We start from the raw sequence: 19683 nt of genomic DNA on the forward strand, positions 1-19683 counted from the left end.
TGAGCAACGGTTTTTATTTTTCTTATACAAATATAAATGGATCTGTATGTAACTGCGAAGCATGAATGTGTACATTGAGTTTCTTTGCATCCACTTTTTCTTGTAATTGCTTTTGTACACCTTGTTTCATTACTTTTTCAACATTATGTCCTGGGTCAACTATATTTAAACCGAGCATCATCGCATCATGAGCAACATGATAGTACATGTCACCAGTTACATATACATCTGCTCCTTTAAATTTCGCTTGGTTTATATATTTATTACCATCTCCACCAAGTACAGCTACTTTACGCACTTTATCGTCTAACTTACCGACAACTCTTGCGCCCTTCACGTCTAATGATTGTTTCACATGTTCTGCAAATTGACCAAGCGTCATTTCTTCTTGTAAGTATCCTATTTTTCCTAGGCCTAACGTTTCACCTTTATTATCAAGCGGATACACATCGTATGCTACTTCTTCATAAGGGTGCGCCGTTACCATTGCTTTAATCACTTTCCGCTGTAATGAAACTGGAATAATCGTTTCGATTCGCACTTCTTTTACACGTTCTAACTGTCCAGTTTCCCCGATATAAGGATTTGTCCCCTCTTGAGGTACAAATGTGCCTGTACCCTCGCTACTAAACGTACAGTGGCTATAATTGCCGATATGACCAGCACCTGCGTCTCCTAATGCATTCCTTACTTCTTCTGCATGAGTGACTGGCACAAACACAACAACTTTTTTCATTTCTTCTGCATATGTCGGTGCCAAAACTTCTGTATTTTGCAATCCTAACGCCTCAGCAAGTAAATCATTTACCCCGCCCTTAGCAACATCCACATTTGTATGCGCTGCATAGATTGCAATATCATTTTTAATACACTTTTCAATAATTTTCCCATACGCCTTATCTGTATGAATCGCTTTTAACGGGTTAAAAATTAAAGGATGATGAGCAATAATGACATTTGCCCCTAATTGAATTGCTTCATCCACAACTTCTTCCGTTACATCTAACGCAATCAATACGTGCCGCACCGGTTTATTAAGCGCTCCAATCTGCAGGCCAATCTTATCTCCTTCCATCGCCAAATGCTTCGGATACATACTTTCAAATAAAGAAATAATTTCATGGCCATTTGGAATTTTACTCATGATAAAACCTCCCCTATCATTTTCATTTTCGCTTCTACTTCCCCACGCTTCGCTTTTGTTTCTTCAGAATCAGCTGCACGTTCTAACTGTTTTAAAATATTTTGGAAGTTTTTTAATTCTCCTTCCCATTTTTCAACGAAGGCTTCACTTTTTTCTGTTATTAAAAATGGTCCCATAAACAATTCAGCTTGTTTATTTTCAGAGTAAGGCGCTGCAACATTTCCTCGCTCCCCTACTAAAATTTCGTAAATTTTCCCATCTTCTTTTACGATTTTTTCATGGATAAGCTCCCAACCATTCTCAATAAACCATTCACGAATATGATGCGCTGCAATATTAGGCTGTAAAATTAAACGTGTTACACCTTCTAATTTTTCTTTACCACTTTCTAAAATGTCACGAATTAACGCTCCGCCCATTCCGGCAACTGTAATTACATCTACTTCTCCTGGTGCGATAACAGCTAATCCATTCCCTTTACGCACATCTACTTTATCTTGTAAACCACTTTCAGCTACAGTTGCTTGCGCAGAGCGAAATGGTCCATCTACGACCTCTCCTGCAACTGCTTTTGTAGCAATATTATTTATAATTGTATAACACGGTAAATACGCATGATCCGATCCAATATCAGCGACTGTAGATCCTACTGGTATTTCACGTACAACTTCTTCTAATCGTTTTGAAAGCTTTACTTCATTCATGTATTTCCATTACTCCTTCTCTTGTCAGTCTGTCTCCATGATAATGAATTTATAGTAGTTGTTGCAAGCCCATAACAACAATTCACTGCTCTATCATTCATCGTATTTTAGAAAATATAGAAAAACAAGCCCTTTGCATAAGCAAAAGGCTTGTCATACGGAACTTTATTTTTTCTTCGATAACCAATCAGCTACTTTAGCGGCTTGATCAGCTGGAACTATATTGGCAGGCATATTGCCTTTTCCTTTCGAAAGAATTTCTTTAATTTCATCCTTTGAAAGTTTCCCACCAATTTTTTGCAAGTTAGGTCCAACTGCCCCTTGTAACTGATCACCATGGCAGCTCGTACAGCTTTGCTTCACAATATCTTCTGGTTTTGATGCCGTTTGTGCTGGCTTCCCGCCATTTTTTGCATCAGCTAACTCTTTAGATTTATTTAGCCCCTGAAATGAAAATACAAACATAACGATAATACCCAATGCTGCAATAAGAGCGAACGGAATCAGCGGATTACGTTTCATATCTCTTCTCCCCCCTCTATACCCCTAAATAGTTAGATGATTCAGTCATTTCCATTGTACTTGAAAACGCTCTATCAGAAAAGAGTAAACTACCACTTGTTAAAAATATTCCATAAATTCAGTTTATTGTTTTTTATTGTCATATCGCTTATTATTTCGATAATTATTAACGTTTCTCATCATATTTTTCGCTTTTCTACATATATTTTTGTATAGAATAAACAAAATTAATCGAAAAATCGAAAAATGAGCATTTGCAAATCAAAAGACAATTCTGTAAAATAAATTACAAGAAATTGTAATCGTTGCCGATAGCTAAATTTTAACAAAAATTAACAAAATAAAAAAGTTTACTTCACAATGGTGAAGTAAACTTAAAAAATAACCTATTCTAAGAAATCCTTAAGACGCTTACTACGGCTTGGATGTCTTAATTTGCGAAGTGCTTTTGCTTCAATTTGACGGATACGCTCTCTCGTTACGCCAAATACTTTCCCAACTTCTTCAAGCGTACGAGTTCGTCCATCATCTAAACCGAAACGAAGACGTAGAACATTTTCTTCACGATCTGTTAGCGTATCTAACACATCTTCTAATTGTTCTTTTAGCAATTCATAGGCTGCATGGTCCGCAGGCGATGTTGCTTCTTGGTCTTCAATAAAGTCACCTAAATGGGAGTCATCTTCTTCACCAATTGGTGTTTCAAGAGAAACTGGCTCCTGTGCAATTTTTAAGATTTCACGTACTTTTTCTGGAGCAAGATCCATTTCTTCACCAATCTCTTCAGGAGACGGTTCACGACCTAAATCTTGTAATAATTGGCGTTGTACACGAATTAACTTGTTAATCGTTTCAACCATATGGACTGGAATACGAATTGTTCGCGCTTGGTCTGCAATGGCACGTGTAATAGCTTGGCGAATCCACCAAGTTGCATACGTACTAAATTTGAAACCTTTACGATAATCGAACTTTTCAACAGCTTTAATTAGACCCATATTACCTTCTTGAATTAAGTCTAAGAAAAGCATACCACGGCCTACATAGCGCTTTGCAATACTTACTACAAGACGTAAGTTTGCTTCTGCAAGACGACGTTTCGCTTCTTCATCGCCTTCTTCAATACGCGTTGCAAGTCGAATTTCTTCTTCTGCAGATAGTAAGTCTACACGACCAATTTCTTTTAAATACATACGAACAGGATCGTTGATTTTAACCCCTGGTGGTACACTTAAATCATTGAGGTCAAACTCTTCTTCTGTTTTTGAAATTTGGCGATTATTAGGGCCTTCTTCGTTGTCATTATCACCAACTAAGTCAATGCCTTGTTCACCTAAATATTCATAGTATTCATCCATTTGATCGGATTCAATTTCAAATCCATTCATGCGTTCTGCAATCTCTTCATATGTAAGAACGCCACGTTTTTTTCCGAGCTCAGTGAGTTGTTCTTTCACTTGCTCAAGGGTCATTTCAGTTTCAATTTGTTTAGAACGAGCTGGTTTGTCAGCCATCTGTTCCCCTCCTTACGCGAGATACAAACATTCATTATACTAAAACTTTATCAAAAAAGCTATTTTCTCGCTTTTTGATTTTGTAAATATGCTACATAATATTTAGCAGCCTCTACAGGATCTGTTTTTTCCATTTGTTTCACTTTAAAGATGATCTCCATCTTTTCAAGTTTTTCCTGATGCCGCCTAAGCGTCTCCAAATGGCCTTGCAACACTTCTTCTGTGTATTCTGGATTAATAAATTCATCCGTCGAAATATCAGTGATAATATTTTTCAACTTTTCATCAGAGAGCCAACTTAAAAATGTTCCGACTGAAGGTTCATTTCCCTTTTCATAATATGCGTATAGTTCATATAAAATCCCTTTATGTTCTTCTGTATGAAAATCTTCTATATGGGATTCCATACGAACAGCTACTTCTGCACTTTGCAACATATGGTAAATAATTTCTCTTTCCGCTCTTTCAAAACCTGTTAACTTCGGTTTTGTTTGAACGACTTGAGACGGTTTAGCAACCTGCTTTATTTGTTTTTGCTGTACCTTTTGTTCTTTGCGATATTGGTGCAATTGATTCAAAAGTGTTTCCATTGAATACGAAAATTCTTGCGATAATGACTTCAAATATGACTCTGCCTGCATCGCATCTTGTAACAACGATAACTCTTTTAAAACACTTTTCACATATTCTTCTTTGCCAGACTCATCTTGCAAATTTTTCCCTAAACGCAAATAATTTATTTTAAAACCAACAAAACTCACACTTGATTTCACAAGATTTTCAAAAGCGGTAGTCCCATATTGTTGCACATATTCATCAGGATCAAGCTTATCTGGCAAGGATGTGACTTTCACTTGGCAACCAACTTTTAGCAATAATTGCCCTGCTTTCATCGTCGCTTCTCGCCCTGCTTTATCACCATCATAGCAAAGAACAACAGTTTCAACGTTACGTCGCAGAAGTTTTGCTTGTTCTTCAGTTAAAGCTGTTCCCATTGTCGCAACAGCTTCTTCCACACCACTTTTTACCGCAGCTAGTACATCGGCATATCCTTCAAAAAGAACCACTTGCCCACGCTTTCTAATAAACGGTCTTGCTTGGTGGAAGTTATACAACAATTTACTTTTGTGAAAAATCGGTGTTTCAGGGCTATTTAAATATTTCGGAGTGTCATCCCCTAACGCCCTTCCACTAAACGCTATCACCTTACCTTGTAACGTATAGATCGGGAACATAACTCTTCCACGGAAGCGATCGTAATGACTACCATCCTTCTCACTTCTTATTAGAAGGCCAGCTTGTTCCATACTAGACAGCGATAAACCTCTTTTTTGTAAAATTTTCGTCGCCGCATCCCAAGCAGGTGATGCATAACCAATTTCAAACTTCTCAATCATCTCTTTCGTAATACCACGGTTTAATAAATATGAAAGTGCTTCATTTCCCTCTTCCGTATTTACTAATAAATGATGATAATACTTTTTCAATAATTCATGAGCTTGTTGCATGATGACAGTGTCATCAGATATGTCTTCTTGTTGTCCTTGTCCTGATGTGTACTCTGCAACCGCAATTCCATTTCTTTCGCCTAGCTTTTGAACAGCCTCGGTAAAAGCCAGTCCTTCCATTTTCATTAGAAAGGAAAATACATTTCCACCTTCTCCACATCCGAAGCAATGAAAAATTTGCTTATCAGATGAAACAGAGAATGAAGGAGAATTCTCACCATGAAATGGACAAAGGCCGAAATAGTTACGCCCCTGTTTTCTAAGTTGAACGTATTCACCAATGACTTCTACAATATCGGATGATGTCCGAATCTGTTCAACAACTTCTTCGGGAATTCTGTTCCCCATAACTCCATCTCCGTGTCGTATTTTGTATTCGATATAAATTAAAAAATTCCTTTATAATTCGACAATATTTTTCTAAACTTGTTAGAAAGTGTTGCCGATTACATTGTATAAACGATTTTGAACCTTTCCTATAGGTCCTTTATCTGCATAAATCGCATATACATACTTGCTATATAAAATTGTATACATTTGCTCATCTGTTACAAATGTATCTCTTAGAAACAATACATATACACCTTTTTCCAAGAAGAGTAGCAAGCCACATATACTGTTTGATCTTGAGATCTGTAACTTTTTCATGTTGATCCATATAACAATCAACTCCATTTTGTTCAGTATCTACAATGATCCAATTGCCTTGCTATTTCCTTAAAGGATGAGCATATGATGCGACAAACAAAATTCCGACATGAAATTCCGCTCCAACTTGCACAATTTCAGCCTTCACGGGATATACATCTACACCAACTAATATGTTGTTGATGTTTTGCATATTTCTGTATTCTACATCCCTTCTGTGAATCCTTCCATAATGTGCGTTTTCTTGTATAGATTTTGTCGATTTAACGTAATTACATGTCTTTTTCGTAAATCCTATCCCTAGTTTATTCTGAAAAATTAAAGTCTAAACGTAAAATATAGGTTTTTATCACAATTTTTTATTATAATATATTTTCTTCAACTACGCTACATATCCCTTTATTTTTTCATCTTACATTTCAGGATGACAAACTCACACCTTGAATATACTAAAAGACAAAGGAGTATAAGTATAACCATTACACTACAATCTATTACAAAATCCATAGGTATCATATTTCACACGAGCGAAAAAAGCACATTCACCTTTGGTAAATGTGCTAAAACATTTTTTGGTTTTGCACTGCATTCACAATAATATTTGCTGTTTCTTCAATCGCTTTATTCGATACATCGATTACTTGGCAATTTATTTTACTAATTACTTCCTCAAAGTGATCAATTTCTTCTTGAATACGATTAATATTTGCATATGTTGCTCCATCACTTAATCCAAGTGATTTTAATCGTTCTTTTCGAATATGATTTAACTTATCTGGCGTAATTTTCAAACCGAAACATTTTTCTTTTGCCACTTGATATAGTTCTTCAGGTGGGTCAACTTCTGGCACGAGTGGTACATTCGCAACTTTCAAGCGTTTGTTATGAGCTAAATATTGGGAAAGTGGTGTTTTTGATGTACGCGAAACACCAATCAACACGATATCTGCTTTTAAAATACCTCGTGCATCTCTGCCGTCATCATACTTCACAGCAAACTCAATCGCTTCAATCTTTTTAAAGTATTCTTCATCTAACCTACGGACAACACCTGGCTCATATCTCGGCACTTGCCCCGTAATTTCTTCAATTTGATCAATAAGAGGGCCGATAATATCGTATGCCTCTACCCCTTCTTTTGCAGCCTCTGTTACTAAATACTGGCGCATATCAGGCTTAACTAACGTAAAACATATAAGTGCTTGATTACTCTTAGCAATCGAAATCACTTCTTTTAATGTCCCTGTATCTTCTACATACGGTACACGTCTAATATCAGGAGCAAACGGGAATTGCCCCATTGCTGCTCGAACAACCAAATCAGCCGTTTCCCCTACAGAGTCAGATACGACATATACGATTTTATTATCCATTACATTACCTCACTTTAAACAAATTACACTTATTCGTTATTTACTAAATTTACAAACGCACGTGTAATATTTGTTTTTGTAATTCGCCCAATCACTTCTAAACCTTGTTTCGTATCTTTTACAACTGGCATTGCATCAATCTGTCTTTCTATTAATTCCATCGCAATATCATATAAAGAATCCTCTCTACGACACATCGCAATGTTTGGCATCCTTGTCATGATAATATTAACCGGAAGAGAGGTTAAATCCTGCTTTCCTAAGCTCGCTCTTAATAAATCTTTACGAGACACAACACCAACTAATAGAGTCATCTGATCTACAACGAACAATGTACCAACGTCCTCTAAAAACATCGTACAAATTGCATCGTATACGGAAACATTTTTATCAATTACAACCGGTCTAGATTGATAATCTTGTACTTTAATTTTCTTAACAGCTTCAGATAATAGCTGCCCCCCAGTTTTACCCGTATAAAAATAACCTACGCGTGGACGTGCTTCTAAATAACCAGCCATCGTTAAAATTGCTAAGTCTGGTCTTAGCGTCGCACGTGTTAGACCCAATTGCGCTGCAATTGATTCCCCTGTAATAGGACCGTGATCTTTTACAATCTGAATGATATGTTCTTGCCGTTTATTCAGCTCTATGATAATCACCACCTTTAATGCACAACGAAAAAAGTTATACTATCTCTTAAATATTATATACTAAATATGCTATTCGAAAAAGAAAGTATGTAAAAAGGACCGTATACGGCCCAAAATTATATTTGAAACTTATCAAGTTGTTCTAAAAAACGTCTTGATTTCAAATAAATTCCGCAATATTCATCATAATATGTATTCAATACTAAACGCATTTGTTTTTTTGTGCTATCCTTTACCGATACATTTCCGAGCCTATGTAAATCGAAATGGAAGAAAAGACGTAATAATTTATGAACAGCTTCTCCTACCGGTATACGATATGGGTCTTGCTCTGCATGACGTGAGCACAGAAAACCGCCTTCCCTGACGGAGAAGGCGACAAAGTCTGTTTCTTGATGACAAATCGCACATGTATCAAAGTACGGGCGCATCCCTAATACCGGAAGCATTTTCGTTTGATAAATTAATGATAATACTTCTGGATCAACACCCTCACACATATAATGCAACGTTTGATATAACATTTCAAATAAATACGGATTATGTTTTTTATCTTCTGTTGCTTTATCAGTTAACTCAACAATAAATGATGCATAAGCAGTTAAAAATATATCCTCGCGAATTTCTTTCATAGTTGAAATAATCTCGCCTTGTTGCAATGTTCCAAGCCCAGATCCCATTTGAATTAGAAAATGGCCATGTGTCATTAATTGCGACACAGATGCTAATCGGCTTTTCGGTTTTTTTGCCCCTCTTGCCATTGCACTTACCTTACCAAGTTCTCTTGAGAATATTGTAACAATTTTGTTCGTTTCTCCGTAATCTGTCGTACGGATAACGATGCCCTCAACTTTTTGAAACATGTTCGTCACCATCCAAGGTTTGAACAAAACGGGTCAAGAAATTGGAGAGTCTAGATGCGCTAGCTCCTCTTCATGTTGATCCATCTCATCGTTTACGTCTTTTTCCATTTCTTTCAAAAGCAAGTACGTTTCAATGCTTCCTGTTTTGGAGAAAAACTTCCAGGTAAAATCTAGCATAAGAATCCACCTTTCTCAATAAGCGTAGCCTATAAACCAATTTCCTTTGTTGTTATTAAATTGACCCATTTTGTCCATTTTCATGTGAGAAAAATTTTTCCTAATTTATCAAAGTTCATAAAAACCAATAATCAGTGGATGAACCAACCATCCACTGATTACAACTTTACTCTATTTTAGTACTCATCCTCGCGGAAACCTAGGTCACGAAGCTGAGACATTTTATTACGCCAATCTTTTTGCACTTTTACCCATACTTCTAAAAATACTTTAGAACCAAGTAGCGCTTCAATATCAAAACGAGCTCGCTTACCAACTTCTTTTAACATTTTTCCTTGTTTTCCGATGATGATTCCTTTTTGTGATGCACGTTCAACAACAATCGTTGCATTTATATAAACTGCCCCGCCCTCACGCTTTTGAATCGCATCGATAACAACAGCCACAGAATGCGGCACTTCTTCACGTGTTAAATGTAGTACTTTCTCACGAATAAGCTCTGCAATAATAAATCTCTCCGGATGATCCGTTACTTGATTCTCTGGATAGTATTGTGGTCCTTCTGGTAAATACTTTTTAATTGTCCCAATTAAAGCGTCCACATTATTACCGTCTAACGCAGAAATTGGTACAATCTCTGCAAACTCATGTAGTTTACGATATTGATCAATTAACTCTAGTAATTGCTCTGGATGAAGTTGGTCAATTTTATTAATGACTAAAAATACTGGTTGTTTTGTTTCTTTTAATTTCTCAATGATGAATTCCTCACCACGACCAAATCCTTCAACTGCATTAACCATAAACAGAACAATATCAACTTCTTTTAATGTCGTTTGCGCCATCTTTACCATGAAGTCGCCTAATTTATGTTTAGGTTTATGTATTCCTGGTGTATCAATGAAAATAACTTGTGCATCATTTTCTGTATATACACCTTGAATTTTATTACGAGTCGTTTGTGGCTTATCACTCATAATAGCAATTTTCTGGCCGATAATACGGTTTAAAAATGTAGATTTTCCAACATTCGGTCTGCCAATAATAGAGACAAAACCTGATTTATAACCTTTTCTATTCATGTAAATCCTCCGCTAAAAATGCTCCTGGTAACAATTCTCCGACTGTCGTCTCTTGAACGTCACCATGTAAGTTTGATAAGTATACTTTCGTATCCTGTTTACATAATTCTACCATAACTTGTCGACATGCTCCACAAGGAGGTACTGGACGCTTTGTATCTGCTACAACCGCAATGGCTACAAATTCGTTATCCCCTTCAGAAACCGCCTTAAATAAAGCTGTTCTTTCAGCACAATTACATAAGCCATATGATGCATTCTCAACATTACATCCACGATACACTTTTCCATCGCGCGTTAATAATGCTGCACCTACTTGAAATTTAGAATATGGTACGTACGCTTGTTTACGCGCTTCGATTGCTTCTAGAATTAATTGTTTACTATTCATATTCCCGCATCCTTCCTGTTCACAGCTATGAAGAGATACACTCTCTCATTAAAGGCCCTTACGGCACTTCCAAAGCTTAATAAAAGCTTCGGAATGCAACTATACCATATACGGTAAAAAGATAATAGCACCAATTATAACAGCTATAATTGCAAACAATAAAACCGCTCCTGCCGCAACATCCTTTGCAATTTTTGCAAACGGATGAATATCGGCAGTCGCTAAATCTACCGTTTTTTCCACAGCCGTATTTACCATCTCTAAACTCATTACACTCCCTATTACAATAAGTAATATCATCCACTCTATTTTCGTAATATGGAAATAAAAGCCGCAGCATATAACAATGACTGCGGCTAAATAATGGATTTTCATATTTCGTTCATGACGAAAACAAAAGAATATACCAGCTATAGCATATCCAAAACTATCTATAAGTTTTCCTTTTTTCATCGTCCTAATCCAAAAGCTTCTAAAATTTCTTTTTGTCTTCCGAACATTTCTTTTTCATCTTCTTCTGTCATGTGATCATAACCAAGTAAATGTAAAAAGCCATGTAACGCCAAAAATCCAAGTTCACGATCGAAAGAATGTCCGTACTCTTCAGCTTGCTCTTTCGCCCTTGGAATAGAGATAATAAGATCCCCTAACATGCGCGGCATCTCTGCACCAACAATCTCCATTTCTCCTTCTCCCATCTCTTCCATGGCAAAGGATATTACATCTGTAGGTTGATCTTTATCTCGGTAATCACGATTAATTTCTCTAATGCGCTCATTATCTACAAATGTCACCGATACCTCCGCACCATCCTCGATATTTTCCATTTGAGCTGCTTTTTCTAACACTTCACGAATTAAACTCATATACTCTTCTTTTACTTCTTCTGTTTCATCAATAAAATCAATTAACAAACTCATTCTTTCTCCTTTTCTTCCGGAGGTTCCGGATATGTAATACGCGAATGGAAAATACCATTTAACGTTTCACACAACGTTTTTCCAACGATTTGTAGTTCCTTAAACGTCAAATCACATTCACTAAATTGACCGTCTTGCAGTCGATCTTTAATAATACTTTGCACCAAATTATTAATTTGTTCTGGCGTTGGGTGATTCATAGAACGTACCGCAGCTTCTACACTATCAGCAATACCAACAATTGCCGATTCTTTCGAAGTTGCTTTTGAACCTGGATAACGGAACATCTCTTCTGTATATTTTTCTTTATCTTCTTTAATAGCTTTATAATAAAAATATTTCAGTAACGTTGTACCGTGATGTTGCCCAGCGATATCAATAATTTCTTGTGGAATATGATATTCTTCGAGCATTCTTACTCCATCCGTTACGTGAGCAATTATAATATCTTTACTCGTTACAGGATCTAATTTATCATGCGGGTTTTTAATTCCCATTTGGTTTTCAATAAAGAATTGCGGTTGTACTGTTTTTCCTACATCATGATAATATGCCCCTACACGCGCTAATACACCATTTGCCCCAACTGCTTCACAAGCAGCCTCAGAAAGATTCGCTACCATTACACTATGATGATATGTCCCTGGCGCTTCTAACAAAATTCTGCGTAAAAGCGGATGATTTGGACTTGATAGTTCCATAAGCTTCATACTTGATACGATTCCAAGTCCACTTTCTAAATATGGTAAAATCCCCATAGCCAAAACGGATGATATAATCCCTGAAAGTGAAGCCATTAATAATTGCGTACCAATTTCAAGAGGCGAAAAATTCCCATTACGTAATAATAAAAGCGCCGCCAATACGACTACATTTAATACAGAAACGAGTATACCAGCTTGTAAAATCATTGTACGACGATTTTTTTCTCGCAAGAAAATACTAACCGATAACGAACTTAACAATACGTAAATCCCTACACTATAATTTAATGTACTCGTTACTCCTTCATTAAACATAATACTTCCGCATACAGAAAAAATCATACTCGTTAAAAAGACAAATCGATCACCAATCATTAGTTTTACAAGTATTGTTCCCATCGCAACTGGGACAACATATGCAATCCCTGCGTATTCAAGTTTTTGAAACAAACTAATGATTTTCATTAAGACGATTGTGATAGACAAAATTGTAATATACGCTAAAACATACGGTCTATCTTCTCTTTTTCTCTTTAAAAATAATTCAAATTGTTTATGCATAAAGTATAGTAACACACCAATGAGTACCGCTAATCCAACATAAGGTTGAAAACCGTTCCCTTTTTCTAACAAACCAACTAATTTCAACTGATTATACACATCACTTGAAATTGTTTCACCTTCTCTAACAAGAACTTGTCCTTGAAGAATATAAACAGGTGGAACTAAATCTTCCTCTGCTTTTCTCTTCTCTTTCGTTAAGATTGGGTCATAAAAATAGTTAGCTGAAATTGCATATCTTCCTAGCGCCTTAATTGATTCTTTTAAACCATTATCAACATTAACACTATTCATCTCACTTACATATCGTTCTTTCGCATCTTTCAATTCGTCCATTTTAATATGCTCAGTCATGATACTATTAATCGCTGTGACCGCAGCATCTTTCGCTAATACTAATTGGCTCGGATCTGCATTAATCAAATTCAGTAAGTTTGAATCAGATAACTCTTTCGTTAAGTCAGCGGGTAGTTTCTTTTTTAACTTGTCCACTTTCTCAGCATCAGTCATCTTTTTTTGATCATCCGGTCCAACAGCTTTAATCTCTTGCACCACTTCATCCACTTTAGCAAAGACGTCATTCACAATATCAACTTTGTTTTGTTTATACTCACTTTTATATGTATATTGATCTTCAACTTTTGTAGCGGCTTCTTTTTTCTTTTTATCCGTTGTAACTTTATCTTCAATTTTTATAGGAGAATGGATTGTCTTTTTCGCAATAGAATACATATTAACATCTAATTGTTCTGGTTTTACATTATTCATAAGCGCAAAAAACAGCACTGCTCCTAACACAACGTAAGAAATCCAACTTAGTTTTTTCGAATGTTGTAAATTACGAAACCACTTAGAAATTTCTTGAGATCTTGACATGATTTCAATACCTTCTCCTCTCCAGAAATAAAGTGAAACTATTTATAGCTTTCATTTCTTCTACCAAACGATACTTTGAGGCAATATTTTATACACTAGTACCAATAGTTTATTTTCCTTATCTTTCATGATAGTAAAAAATATGACGTTCGCCAACCTTATCATACAAAAAGAAATGATCCTGACAAATAGGATCATTCCATTTTATCATATGCCTCAATAATACGTTGCACCAATGGATGTCTCACAACGTCCGTTTGTTCTAATGTAATAAATGACAGACCTGATACACCAGATAAAATATTAGCAGCTATAGATAGCCCTGATTTTACCCCTTTTGGCAAGTCTACTTGTGAAGGGTCCCCTGTAATAACCATTTTAGAACTAAAACCTAATCTTGTTAAAAACATTTTTATTTGAGCACCCGTTGTATTTTGAGCCTCATCTAAAATAACAAATGAATCATCAAGCGTACGCCCCCTCATATAAGCAAGCGGAGCTATTTCAATTACTCCTCGCTCCATCATACGCTGCGTATATTCTTGTCCAAGAATATCATGTAAAGCATCATATAACGGGCGTAAGTATGGATCTACCTTCTCTTTCAAATCCCCTGGTAAAAAACCTAAATTTTCTCCAGCTTCTACAGCAGGTCTTGTTAAAATAATTTTCTTTACATATCCTTGTTTTAAAGCCCTCACAGCCATTACTACAGCTAAATATGTTTTTCCAGTTCCTGCAGGCCCTATCCCAAAGACAATATCATTCTTCTTCATCGCATGAATATATCTTCTTTGCCCCATTGTTTTTACACGAATGGATTTACCTTTTGCAGTCTTGAAAATTTCTTCCTCATATAACTCTTCAAATTGAGCAATTTTCCCTTGTTGTGCAAGCTGAATCGCATACGCAACATCTCTCTCTGAAATTGATATACTTTTACGAATTACAACAAGTAATTGCTGTAAGATTTTTTCTACGAGTGCCACCGTTTCAACTGCCCCAGATACATGAACAGTTTCTCCTCTAGTTACGATCGATACATTCAGTTCTCGTTCAATTACTTTTAAATGCGCATCATTAACTCCAAAAAGAGCGATTGCTTCGTTAGCATTTTCCAATTGTTGGTTCATTTCTACTAATTGTTCTGCCATTACTCAGTCTCCTTGAATATCGGATTCGGATATTGGTTGTGGCTCTGCAATATTTTCAACCACAGTATAATGCAATGTGACTTTTAGTTGATCCGCCTCAACCTCTTTACTCAAAATCTTATCACTTACAATCATAGCATGTTCATCCAATTTTTTCTTTAGTTCTTTTTCGGCCATCTCCTTCGCTACTTTCAGCGCTTGCTTTTCTGTATATTCTCGATTCGCTTCTTCCTCTTCTCTCACAACATCTTTTTCATATGCAATCGGCAGTGTAAAACCAAATAATTTCACATCATGCTTTACACTTTCAGTACGAGAGCGTTTATACTTATCATGCTGAAATCCCCATATTTTTATTTTCGTATCCCCAAATTTAAGAAAATGTTCATTGTATACATTACCAGTATACACTTGGAATTGCGTCTTTAACGGGACATCCACCTTAGATGTATACCACGTTTCGCCATATACAATACCTTTCGCTGAAACAATCGTCGGACTTTCCTCATTACCATATATTCCCGATACGAGAATCTGTCCTTTTTCTACATGATCATTTTTCAGTACAACCGGCTTTCCAACTTCTACAAACGTTTTTGTAATAATCGCTTCTTTTTTTGCTACTAAATTTTGCGGCCTTTGTTCCTTTTCTTTCTTCGGTTCGTTTTTTTCAACAATTTTAAAATGATAAGTCGTTCCCCTTACTTCTAGTCCCGCCCAAGTAATGGCATTAATATTATCTGTCAAATGGCGTTGTACATCTTCTACATTCGGCATTTGAAATTGTAGTTTCCCTTTTTTAATACCCATTTTATCCAATTCTTTCATCAATATATATTCTGTTTCAGGTTTAGCTCCTGTAATTTCAATTTTCCAAACCATATTTGACATTGCAATCACACCAAAAAAGAAAATTAAAAAACCAATTAAAAATCCACTGTTTTTAATTAAACGTTTATTCCAAAAAGGAAAACCATAACGTCCAATAAAATATAATTTACATTCATTTTTTCTATAAATTGGTTTTATTTTTTTCACATCGCGTAACAACATACAAAAAACTAACGTTTCATCAGCTATCTTTTTAACATCCCAAACTAATAAATTCCTCCGTACACATTCATTAACAAACCGTTCCGCTCCTCTACCTTCAATTCGCACTTTTACATATCCAAGCCACTTTATAAACCATTTATTTTTCATTTACCACCTTCACTACCTTTCTAAAAGTAGATATACTACTTTTTATTTGAAGCATTAAAATAGCTCGTACTAAAATAAAACAGAGTAAAACTGTAATCAGTCTCTATCAACGGAACTTTTACAGGATAAAGAAGAAAAACTTCACAAATGGAAGTTTCACTTCAATCACCTTTTTTTTCATTTTCTAAAAATGTTACTTGCTCAATTATCCCCTCGAGTAAAAGCTCTTCTGGAAGAATCGTTTTAATAACAAAGGATTGTCCTTTAATTAATAATTGACCGTGTTTTAAAAGCAATCGCACTTCTTTATCTGAAAACACTAATAACCCCCGATGATTTTCTATATAAATATGTATTTGCCCAACAAGAGTAATCCGAGGTAGATCCATTAATACATCCACTGGTAGGTCTACTTGTTTTGTCAACCAATTTTTCATTTGTTCTAATTTCTTCATCTCGAAAGACCCCCTCTCATCCCATATATATGTATTTCTTCACAAGTGCCTATCGTGTTATAACGACTTCACTAACATAACTATATTCTGCAAGAGTTCATATCATGTTAATTAAAACAGTCGCTATATGAAATCATATTTGTCAGGACAATGATGGATCAGAGGATGTTACCTTTAATAATAGAAGTATTAATACAAGAATATGCGCCCCTACAGGATATCAGTACAAGTTACATTAAGAAATTGAGCCTAGCGAGAAGTGGGAAACTTGAAAAAACCTGTTACAATTCGTTCTGGACGTGACATACTGACCATAGAATAAGTAGTTGTCTTTTATTGGACAACTGAGATAAAGTAAAACTATAATCAATCCTCACCAATCGGGCTACCCGTTAATGCGGGATAAAATCAAAAAAAAAGAAAATTTCTTCACTCTGAATGTTACGTTGTAAGTAAGAATATTTTATAGATGGTTGTTATATGAATTTCAAAAAATATTAGGGTTCATTAAAAAATGAATTAATAAATGAGGAAATACGAAAGGAAATCGGCTTTGGTCAAGAAGTTTTGAATGTTATAAAACAAGTTACCGACAGTAATATCCAGCCATTTTATGCAACTGATGCAAAATCTAAAATAGTTAGAATCTCTTTCGTTACCTTTGAGGATTATGCTGAAGAGCAAGCTATAAAACTTCAATCTGAGTTTCAGAAGGCTCGGTACTTAGCTTTTATTCGCGAAAGAAGTTTTAGTCAAGGAAGTAAGAATAGGTGTAGAATCGGAATTATACAAGGAAATAATAAATTGAAACTTTAACTAGAGGGGTTTTTATCACTTACAGAAACGCTTTTTAAGCAATATAGCGTTTCTCCTTAATCAGAACAATAAAAAAACGTCTCATACGAAATGAGACGTTTTTTTATGCTAATAGCTGGATAACCAGCTTATTCACAAGTGATCCGTCTGTTTTACCTTTTACTTTCGGCATAACAGCAGTCATCACCTTACCCATATCTGCTTTAGAAGTCGCACCAACTTCAGAAATAACTTGCTTGATTACATCAACTAGTTCTTCTTCAGTTAATTGCTCTGGCAAATATGCGCTTAAAATCTGAATTTCACTTTGCAGTTTATTAACAAGGTCTTCACGACCAGCTTTTTTAAATTCAAGGAGGGAGTCCTTATACTGTTTTACTTCACGAGCTAAAACTGTTATTTCCTCTTCTTCAGTAAGAGTATGTTGCAGTTTAATACCTTCATTTTGTAAAGCAGCCTTAACCATACGAATAACGGTTAATTTTTCTTTTTGTTTATTCTTCATCGCTTGTTTCATATCATCGTTTAAACGACCGAGAAGACTCATAACTTACACCCTCTCTTAGAATTTACGCTTTCTTGCCGCTTCAGATTTCTTCTTACGTTTTACACTTGGTTTTTCATAAAACTCGCGCTTTCTTGCTTCAGCAAGTGTACCAGTTTTAGAAACCGATCTTTTAAAACGGCGAAGTGCATCCTCCAAAGACTCGTTTTTACGAACGACTGTTTTTGACATTCTCTTTCCCTCCCTCCGAAACATCACACTTACATACTAACTTCAGCATGCAAAAAGAAACACTTCTTCAGCATGTCTTTTACGATTATAATACATTTTATCACTTCAGGTCAACTATTTGGCAGAATAAAAGAAGAATAGAAGCATTTCCTTTTCAAAAGTTATGCAAATAACTAGTATCCTTCACTGATGAAGACAACTATATTTTTATCATTTCATCTTTTTTCATACAGGGATGCATGAAACGCCTCCCCACCTTCTATTACTTAACCGCTTCAAATAAAGAAAGCATGCAAACCGTTTCCGGTTGCACGCTCTTTTTATGCGCTAGCTGATTCTTTTTTCACATCATCTTCAAGAACACGAACAAATTGCGCTTCGTTATATGGATAACCAGCTTTCGTAATTTTCACTTTCACTAGCTTACCAATTAATTCTTCTGATCCTTCAAATACAATTTTCAAGTAGTTATCTGTATAACCTACATATAACCCTTCACGGTCGCCCTCTTTAAATTGCTCTTCCGGAATGATTTCAAGCACTTCACCTTCAAACGCTGATGCGTACTCTTTCGCTAATTGATTAGATAGCTCAATTAAACGATGAACACGATCGTTCTTCACATCTTCAGGAACTTGATCTTCCATGCGCGCTGCAGGTGTTCCTGTACGTTTTGAGTAAGGGAACACATGTAACTCAGAGAAGCGGTTCTCTTTAATGAAATTGTATGTTTCCATGAATTCTTCTTCTGTTTCACCTGGGAAACCAACGATTACGTCAGATGTAATCGCAAGGCCTGGTAACACTTCTTTCAAACGATCTAAACGCTCTTGGAAGAATTCCATCGTATATTTACGACGCATACGTTTTAATACAGTATTAGAGCCAGATTGCAACGGAATATGCAAGTGGCGTACAACTACTTCAGATTTATCTAACACTTCAATTACTTCATCTGAAATTTGACTCGCTTCAATAGAAGAAATACGAAGACGTTTTAATCCGCCTACTTCCGCTTCCATATCACGAAGTAATCCAGCTAAGTTATAATCTTTTATGTCTTCGCCGTATCCACCTGTATGAATACCCGTTAATACGATTTCTTTATAGCCTGCATCCACTAATTGTTGCGCTTGTTTAATAACTTCTTTTCCATCACGAGAACGCATTAAACCGCGCGCCCAAGGAATGATACAGAATGTACAGAAGTTATTGCAACCCTCTTGTATTTTTAAAGACGCACGTGTACGATCCGTGAAATAAGGTACATCAAGTTCTTCGTACACACGTGTTTTCATAATATTGCGGACAGCATTAATTGGTTGACGCTCTTTACGGAATTCTTCGATGTAACCTAACATCTTTTCACGATCCTGTGTACCAACTACAATATCCACACCCGGGATCGCCATAATTTCAGCTGGAGATGTTTGTGCATAACATCCCGTTACACAAATAACTGCATCTGGATTTTGACGCACAGCACGTCTGATTACTTGACGGCTTTTTTTGTCCCCAGTATTCGTTACTGTACATGTGTTAATAACATATACATCAGCTTTCTTTTCATATTCTGTTCTTTCATAACCACCTTGTTTAAACAATTGCCAAATGGCTTCTGTTTCATAGTGGTTTACTTTACAACCTAACGTATGGAACGCAACAGTTGACATTGATCA

At 35.9% G+C, this 19683-nt stretch carries 22 protein-coding genes; all 22 read right to left on the reverse strand.

The genetic code is table 11. The features are described from left to right. Positions 1-22: 22 nt before the first annotated feature. On the reverse strand, positions 23-1144 hold the full coding sequence (locus ACTL4X_RS21730) for a Nif3-like dinuclear metal center hexameric protein (protein WP_000036244.1): 1122 nt from the start codon (positions 1142-1144) through the stop codon (positions 23-25). Then, entirely contained in the window at positions 1141-1848 is a 708-nt protein-coding gene (locus ACTL4X_RS21735) for a tRNA (adenine(22)-N(1))-methyltransferase (RefSeq protein ID WP_001006542.1), read from the reverse strand. Before ACTL4X_RS21735 ends, ACTL4X_RS21730 begins: the two co-directional genes overlap by 4 nt. Before the next feature lie 165 nt (positions 1849-2013). Next, positions 2014-2370: a cytochrome c550 gene (gene cccA / locus ACTL4X_RS21740; RefSeq protein ID WP_000828141.1), complete on the reverse strand. Its 357-nt coding sequence runs from the start codon at positions 2368-2370 to the stop codon at positions 2014-2016. Positions 2371-2756: 386 nt separating this feature from the next. Then, on the reverse strand, positions 2757-3884 hold the full coding sequence (gene rpoD, locus ACTL4X_RS21745; RefSeq protein WP_000764065.1) for an RNA polymerase sigma factor RpoD: 1128 nt from the start codon (positions 3882-3884) through the stop codon (positions 2757-2759). A 59-nt stretch (positions 3885-3943) separates the two neighbouring features. Next, positions 3944-5740: a DNA primase gene (gene dnaG / locus ACTL4X_RS21750; protein WP_000528221.1), complete on the reverse strand. Its 1797-nt coding sequence runs from the start codon at positions 5738-5740 to the stop codon at positions 3944-3946. A gap of 81 nt (positions 5741-5821) precedes the next feature. Next, positions 5822-6040, reverse strand: coding sequence for a hypothetical protein (locus ACTL4X_RS21755; RefSeq protein ID WP_002164428.1), 219 nt, complete (start codon positions 6038-6040; stop codon positions 5822-5824). Positions 6041-6101: 61 nt separating this feature from the next. Continuing rightward, on the reverse strand, positions 6102-6233 hold the full coding sequence (locus tag ACTL4X_RS21760) for a hypothetical protein (protein ID WP_002024806.1): 132 nt from the start codon (positions 6231-6233) through the stop codon (positions 6102-6104). A gap of 367 nt (positions 6234-6600) precedes the next feature. Beyond that, positions 6601-7413, reverse strand: a complete 813-nt coding sequence (locus ACTL4X_RS21765; protein WP_000368944.1) for a pyruvate, water dikinase regulatory protein — start codon at positions 7411-7413, stop codon at positions 6601-6603. A gap of 29 nt (positions 7414-7442) precedes the next feature. Continuing rightward, complete coding sequence (locus ACTL4X_RS21770; protein ID WP_000583756.1) at positions 7443-8075, reverse strand: helix-turn-helix transcriptional regulator; 633 nt, start codon at positions 8073-8075, stop codon at positions 7443-7445. A 107-nt stretch (positions 8076-8182) separates the two neighbouring features. After that, on the reverse strand, positions 8183-8929 hold the full coding sequence (recO, locus tag ACTL4X_RS21775; RefSeq protein ID WP_000487009.1) for a DNA repair protein RecO: 747 nt from the start codon (positions 8927-8929) through the stop codon (positions 8183-8185). Between the two features lie 33 nt (positions 8930-8962). Continuing rightward, positions 8963-9106, reverse strand: a complete 144-nt coding sequence (locus ACTL4X_RS21780; RefSeq protein ID WP_000883924.1) for a YqzL family protein — start codon at positions 9104-9106, stop codon at positions 8963-8965. 176 nt (positions 9107-9282) lie between these two features. Beyond that, on the reverse strand, positions 9283-10188 hold the full coding sequence (gene era / locus ACTL4X_RS21785) for a GTPase Era (protein WP_001080230.1): 906 nt from the start codon (positions 10186-10188) through the stop codon (positions 9283-9285). Further along, positions 10181-10579, reverse strand: coding sequence for a cytidine deaminase (locus ACTL4X_RS21790; RefSeq protein ID WP_001086283.1), 399 nt, complete (start codon positions 10577-10579; stop codon positions 10181-10183). The genes era and ACTL4X_RS21790 overlap by 8 nt, the downstream gene beginning before the upstream one ends. Before the next feature lie 99 nt (positions 10580-10678). Beyond that, positions 10679-11032, reverse strand: a complete 354-nt coding sequence (locus tag ACTL4X_RS21795) for a diacylglycerol kinase family protein (RefSeq protein WP_000715464.1) — start codon at positions 11030-11032, stop codon at positions 10679-10681. Further along, on the reverse strand, positions 11029-11499 hold the full coding sequence (ybeY, locus tag ACTL4X_RS21800) for an rRNA maturation RNase YbeY (RefSeq protein ID WP_000054684.1): 471 nt from the start codon (positions 11497-11499) through the stop codon (positions 11029-11031). The genes ACTL4X_RS21795 and ybeY overlap by 4 nt, the downstream gene beginning before the upstream one ends. After that, the gene (locus tag ACTL4X_RS21805) at positions 11496-13640 is read right to left on the reverse strand and encodes an HD family phosphohydrolase (protein ID WP_000091510.1); all 2145 of its coding nucleotides are present in this window, start codon (positions 13638-13640) and stop codon (positions 11496-11498) included. The genes ybeY and ACTL4X_RS21805 overlap by 4 nt, the downstream gene beginning before the upstream one ends. Before the next feature lie 194 nt (positions 13641-13834). Next, complete coding sequence (locus ACTL4X_RS21810) at positions 13835-14794, reverse strand: PhoH family protein (RefSeq protein ID WP_000840501.1); 960 nt, start codon at positions 14792-14794, stop codon at positions 13835-13837. A 3-nt stretch (positions 14795-14797) separates the two neighbouring features. Next, positions 14798-15997: a sporulation protein YqfD gene (yqfD, locus tag ACTL4X_RS21815; RefSeq protein WP_000792498.1), complete on the reverse strand. Its 1200-nt coding sequence runs from the start codon at positions 15995-15997 to the stop codon at positions 14798-14800. 161 nt (positions 15998-16158) lie between these two features. Further along, positions 16159-16452 (reverse strand): sporulation protein YqfC, encoded by a 294-nt coding sequence (yqfC, locus tag ACTL4X_RS21820; RefSeq protein WP_000732269.1) that lies wholly within the window; start codon positions 16450-16452, stop codon positions 16159-16161. A gap of 919 nt (positions 16453-17371) precedes the next feature. Beyond that, complete coding sequence (locus ACTL4X_RS21825) at positions 17372-17815, reverse strand: GatB/YqeY domain-containing protein (protein ID WP_000054562.1); 444 nt, start codon at positions 17813-17815, stop codon at positions 17372-17374. Positions 17816-17830: 15 nt separating this feature from the next. Further along, on the reverse strand, positions 17831-18004 hold the full coding sequence (gene rpsU / locus ACTL4X_RS21830; RefSeq protein ID WP_000048061.1) for a 30S ribosomal protein S21: 174 nt from the start codon (positions 18002-18004) through the stop codon (positions 17831-17833). Positions 18005-18324: 320 nt separating this feature from the next. Next, positions 18325-19677, reverse strand: a complete 1353-nt coding sequence (mtaB, locus tag ACTL4X_RS21835) for a tRNA (N(6)-L-threonylcarbamoyladenosine(37)-C(2))-methylthiotransferase MtaB (RefSeq protein ID WP_000108689.1) — start codon at positions 19675-19677, stop codon at positions 18325-18327. Positions 19678-19683 lie beyond the last annotated feature (6 nt).

The organism is Bacillus sp. RE35, from assembly GCF_052146655.1.
Taxonomy (GTDB): Bacteria; Bacillota; Bacilli; order Bacillales; family Bacillaceae_G; genus Bacillus_A; species Bacillus_A cereus.

Bases quoted from the DNA above. Each gene is read 5' to 3' on its own strand.
- ACTL4X_RS21730 (WP_000036244.1), bottom strand. From the start codon at position 1,144: ATGAGTAAAATTCCAAATGGCCATGAAATTATTTCTTTATTTGAAAGT.
- ACTL4X_RS21765 (WP_000368944.1), bottom strand. From the start codon at position 7,413: ATGGATAATAAAATCGTATATGTCGTATCTGACTCTGTAGGGGAAACG.
- ybeY (WP_000054684.1), bottom strand. From the start codon at position 11,499: ATGAGTTTGTTAATTGATTTTATTGATGAAACAGAAGAAGTAAAAGAA.
- ACTL4X_RS21755 (WP_002164428.1), bottom strand. From the start codon at position 6,040: ATGAAAAAGTTACAGATCTCAAGATCAAACAGTATATGTGGCTTGCTA.
- dnaG (WP_000528221.1), bottom strand. From the start codon at position 5,740: ATGGGGAACAGAATTCCCGAAGAAGTTGTTGAACAGATTCGGACATCA.
- ACTL4X_RS21735 (WP_001006542.1), bottom strand. From the start codon at position 1,848: ATGAATGAAGTAAAGCTTTCAAAACGATTAGAAGAAGTTGTACGTGAA.
- ACTL4X_RS21760 (WP_002024806.1), bottom strand. From the start codon at position 6,233: ATGCAAAACATCAACAACATATTAGTTGGTGTAGATGTATATCCCGTG.
- ACTL4X_RS21805 (WP_000091510.1), bottom strand. From the start codon at position 13,640: ATGTCAAGATCTCAAGAAATTTCTAAGTGGTTTCGTAATTTACAACAT.
- ACTL4X_RS21810 (WP_000840501.1), bottom strand. From the start codon at position 14,794: ATGGCAGAACAATTAGTAGAAATGAACCAACAATTGGAAAATGCTAAC.
- ACTL4X_RS21795 (WP_000715464.1), bottom strand. From the start codon at position 11,032: ATGAAAAAAGGAAAACTTATAGATAGTTTTGGATATGCTATAGCTGGT.
- rpsU (WP_000048061.1), bottom strand. From the start codon at position 18,004: ATGTCAAAAACAGTCGTTCGTAAAAACGAGTCTTTGGAGGATGCACTT.
- ACTL4X_RS21780 (WP_000883924.1), bottom strand. From the start codon at position 9,106: ATGCTAGATTTTACCTGGAAGTTTTTCTCCAAAACAGGAAGCATTGAA.
- cccA (WP_000828141.1), bottom strand. From the start codon at position 2,370: ATGAAACGTAATCCGCTGATTCCGTTCGCTCTTATTGCAGCATTGGGT.
- ACTL4X_RS21825 (WP_000054562.1), bottom strand. From the start codon at position 17,815: ATGAGTCTTCTCGGTCGTTTAAACGATGATATGAAACAAGCGATGAAG.
- recO (WP_000487009.1), bottom strand. From the start codon at position 8,929: ATGTTTCAAAAAGTTGAGGGCATCGTTATCCGTACGACAGATTACGGA.
- era (WP_001080230.1), bottom strand. From the start codon at position 10,188: ATGAATAGAAAAGGTTATAAATCAGGTTTTGTCTCTATTATTGGCAGA.
- rpoD (WP_000764065.1), bottom strand. From the start codon at position 3,884: ATGGCTGACAAACCAGCTCGTTCTAAACAAATTGAAACTGAAATGACC.
- ACTL4X_RS21790 (WP_001086283.1), bottom strand. From the start codon at position 10,579: ATGAATAGTAAACAATTAATTCTAGAAGCAATCGAAGCGCGTAAACAA.
- yqfD (WP_000792498.1), bottom strand. From the start codon at position 15,997: ATGAAAAATAAATGGTTTATAAAGTGGCTTGGATATGTAAAAGTGCGA.
- yqfC (WP_000732269.1), bottom strand. From the start codon at position 16,452: ATGAAGAAATTAGAACAAATGAAAAATTGGTTGACAAAACAAGTAGAC.
- mtaB (WP_000108689.1), bottom strand. From the start codon at position 19,677: ATGTCAACTGTTGCGTTCCATACGTTAGGTTGTAAAGTAAACCACTAT.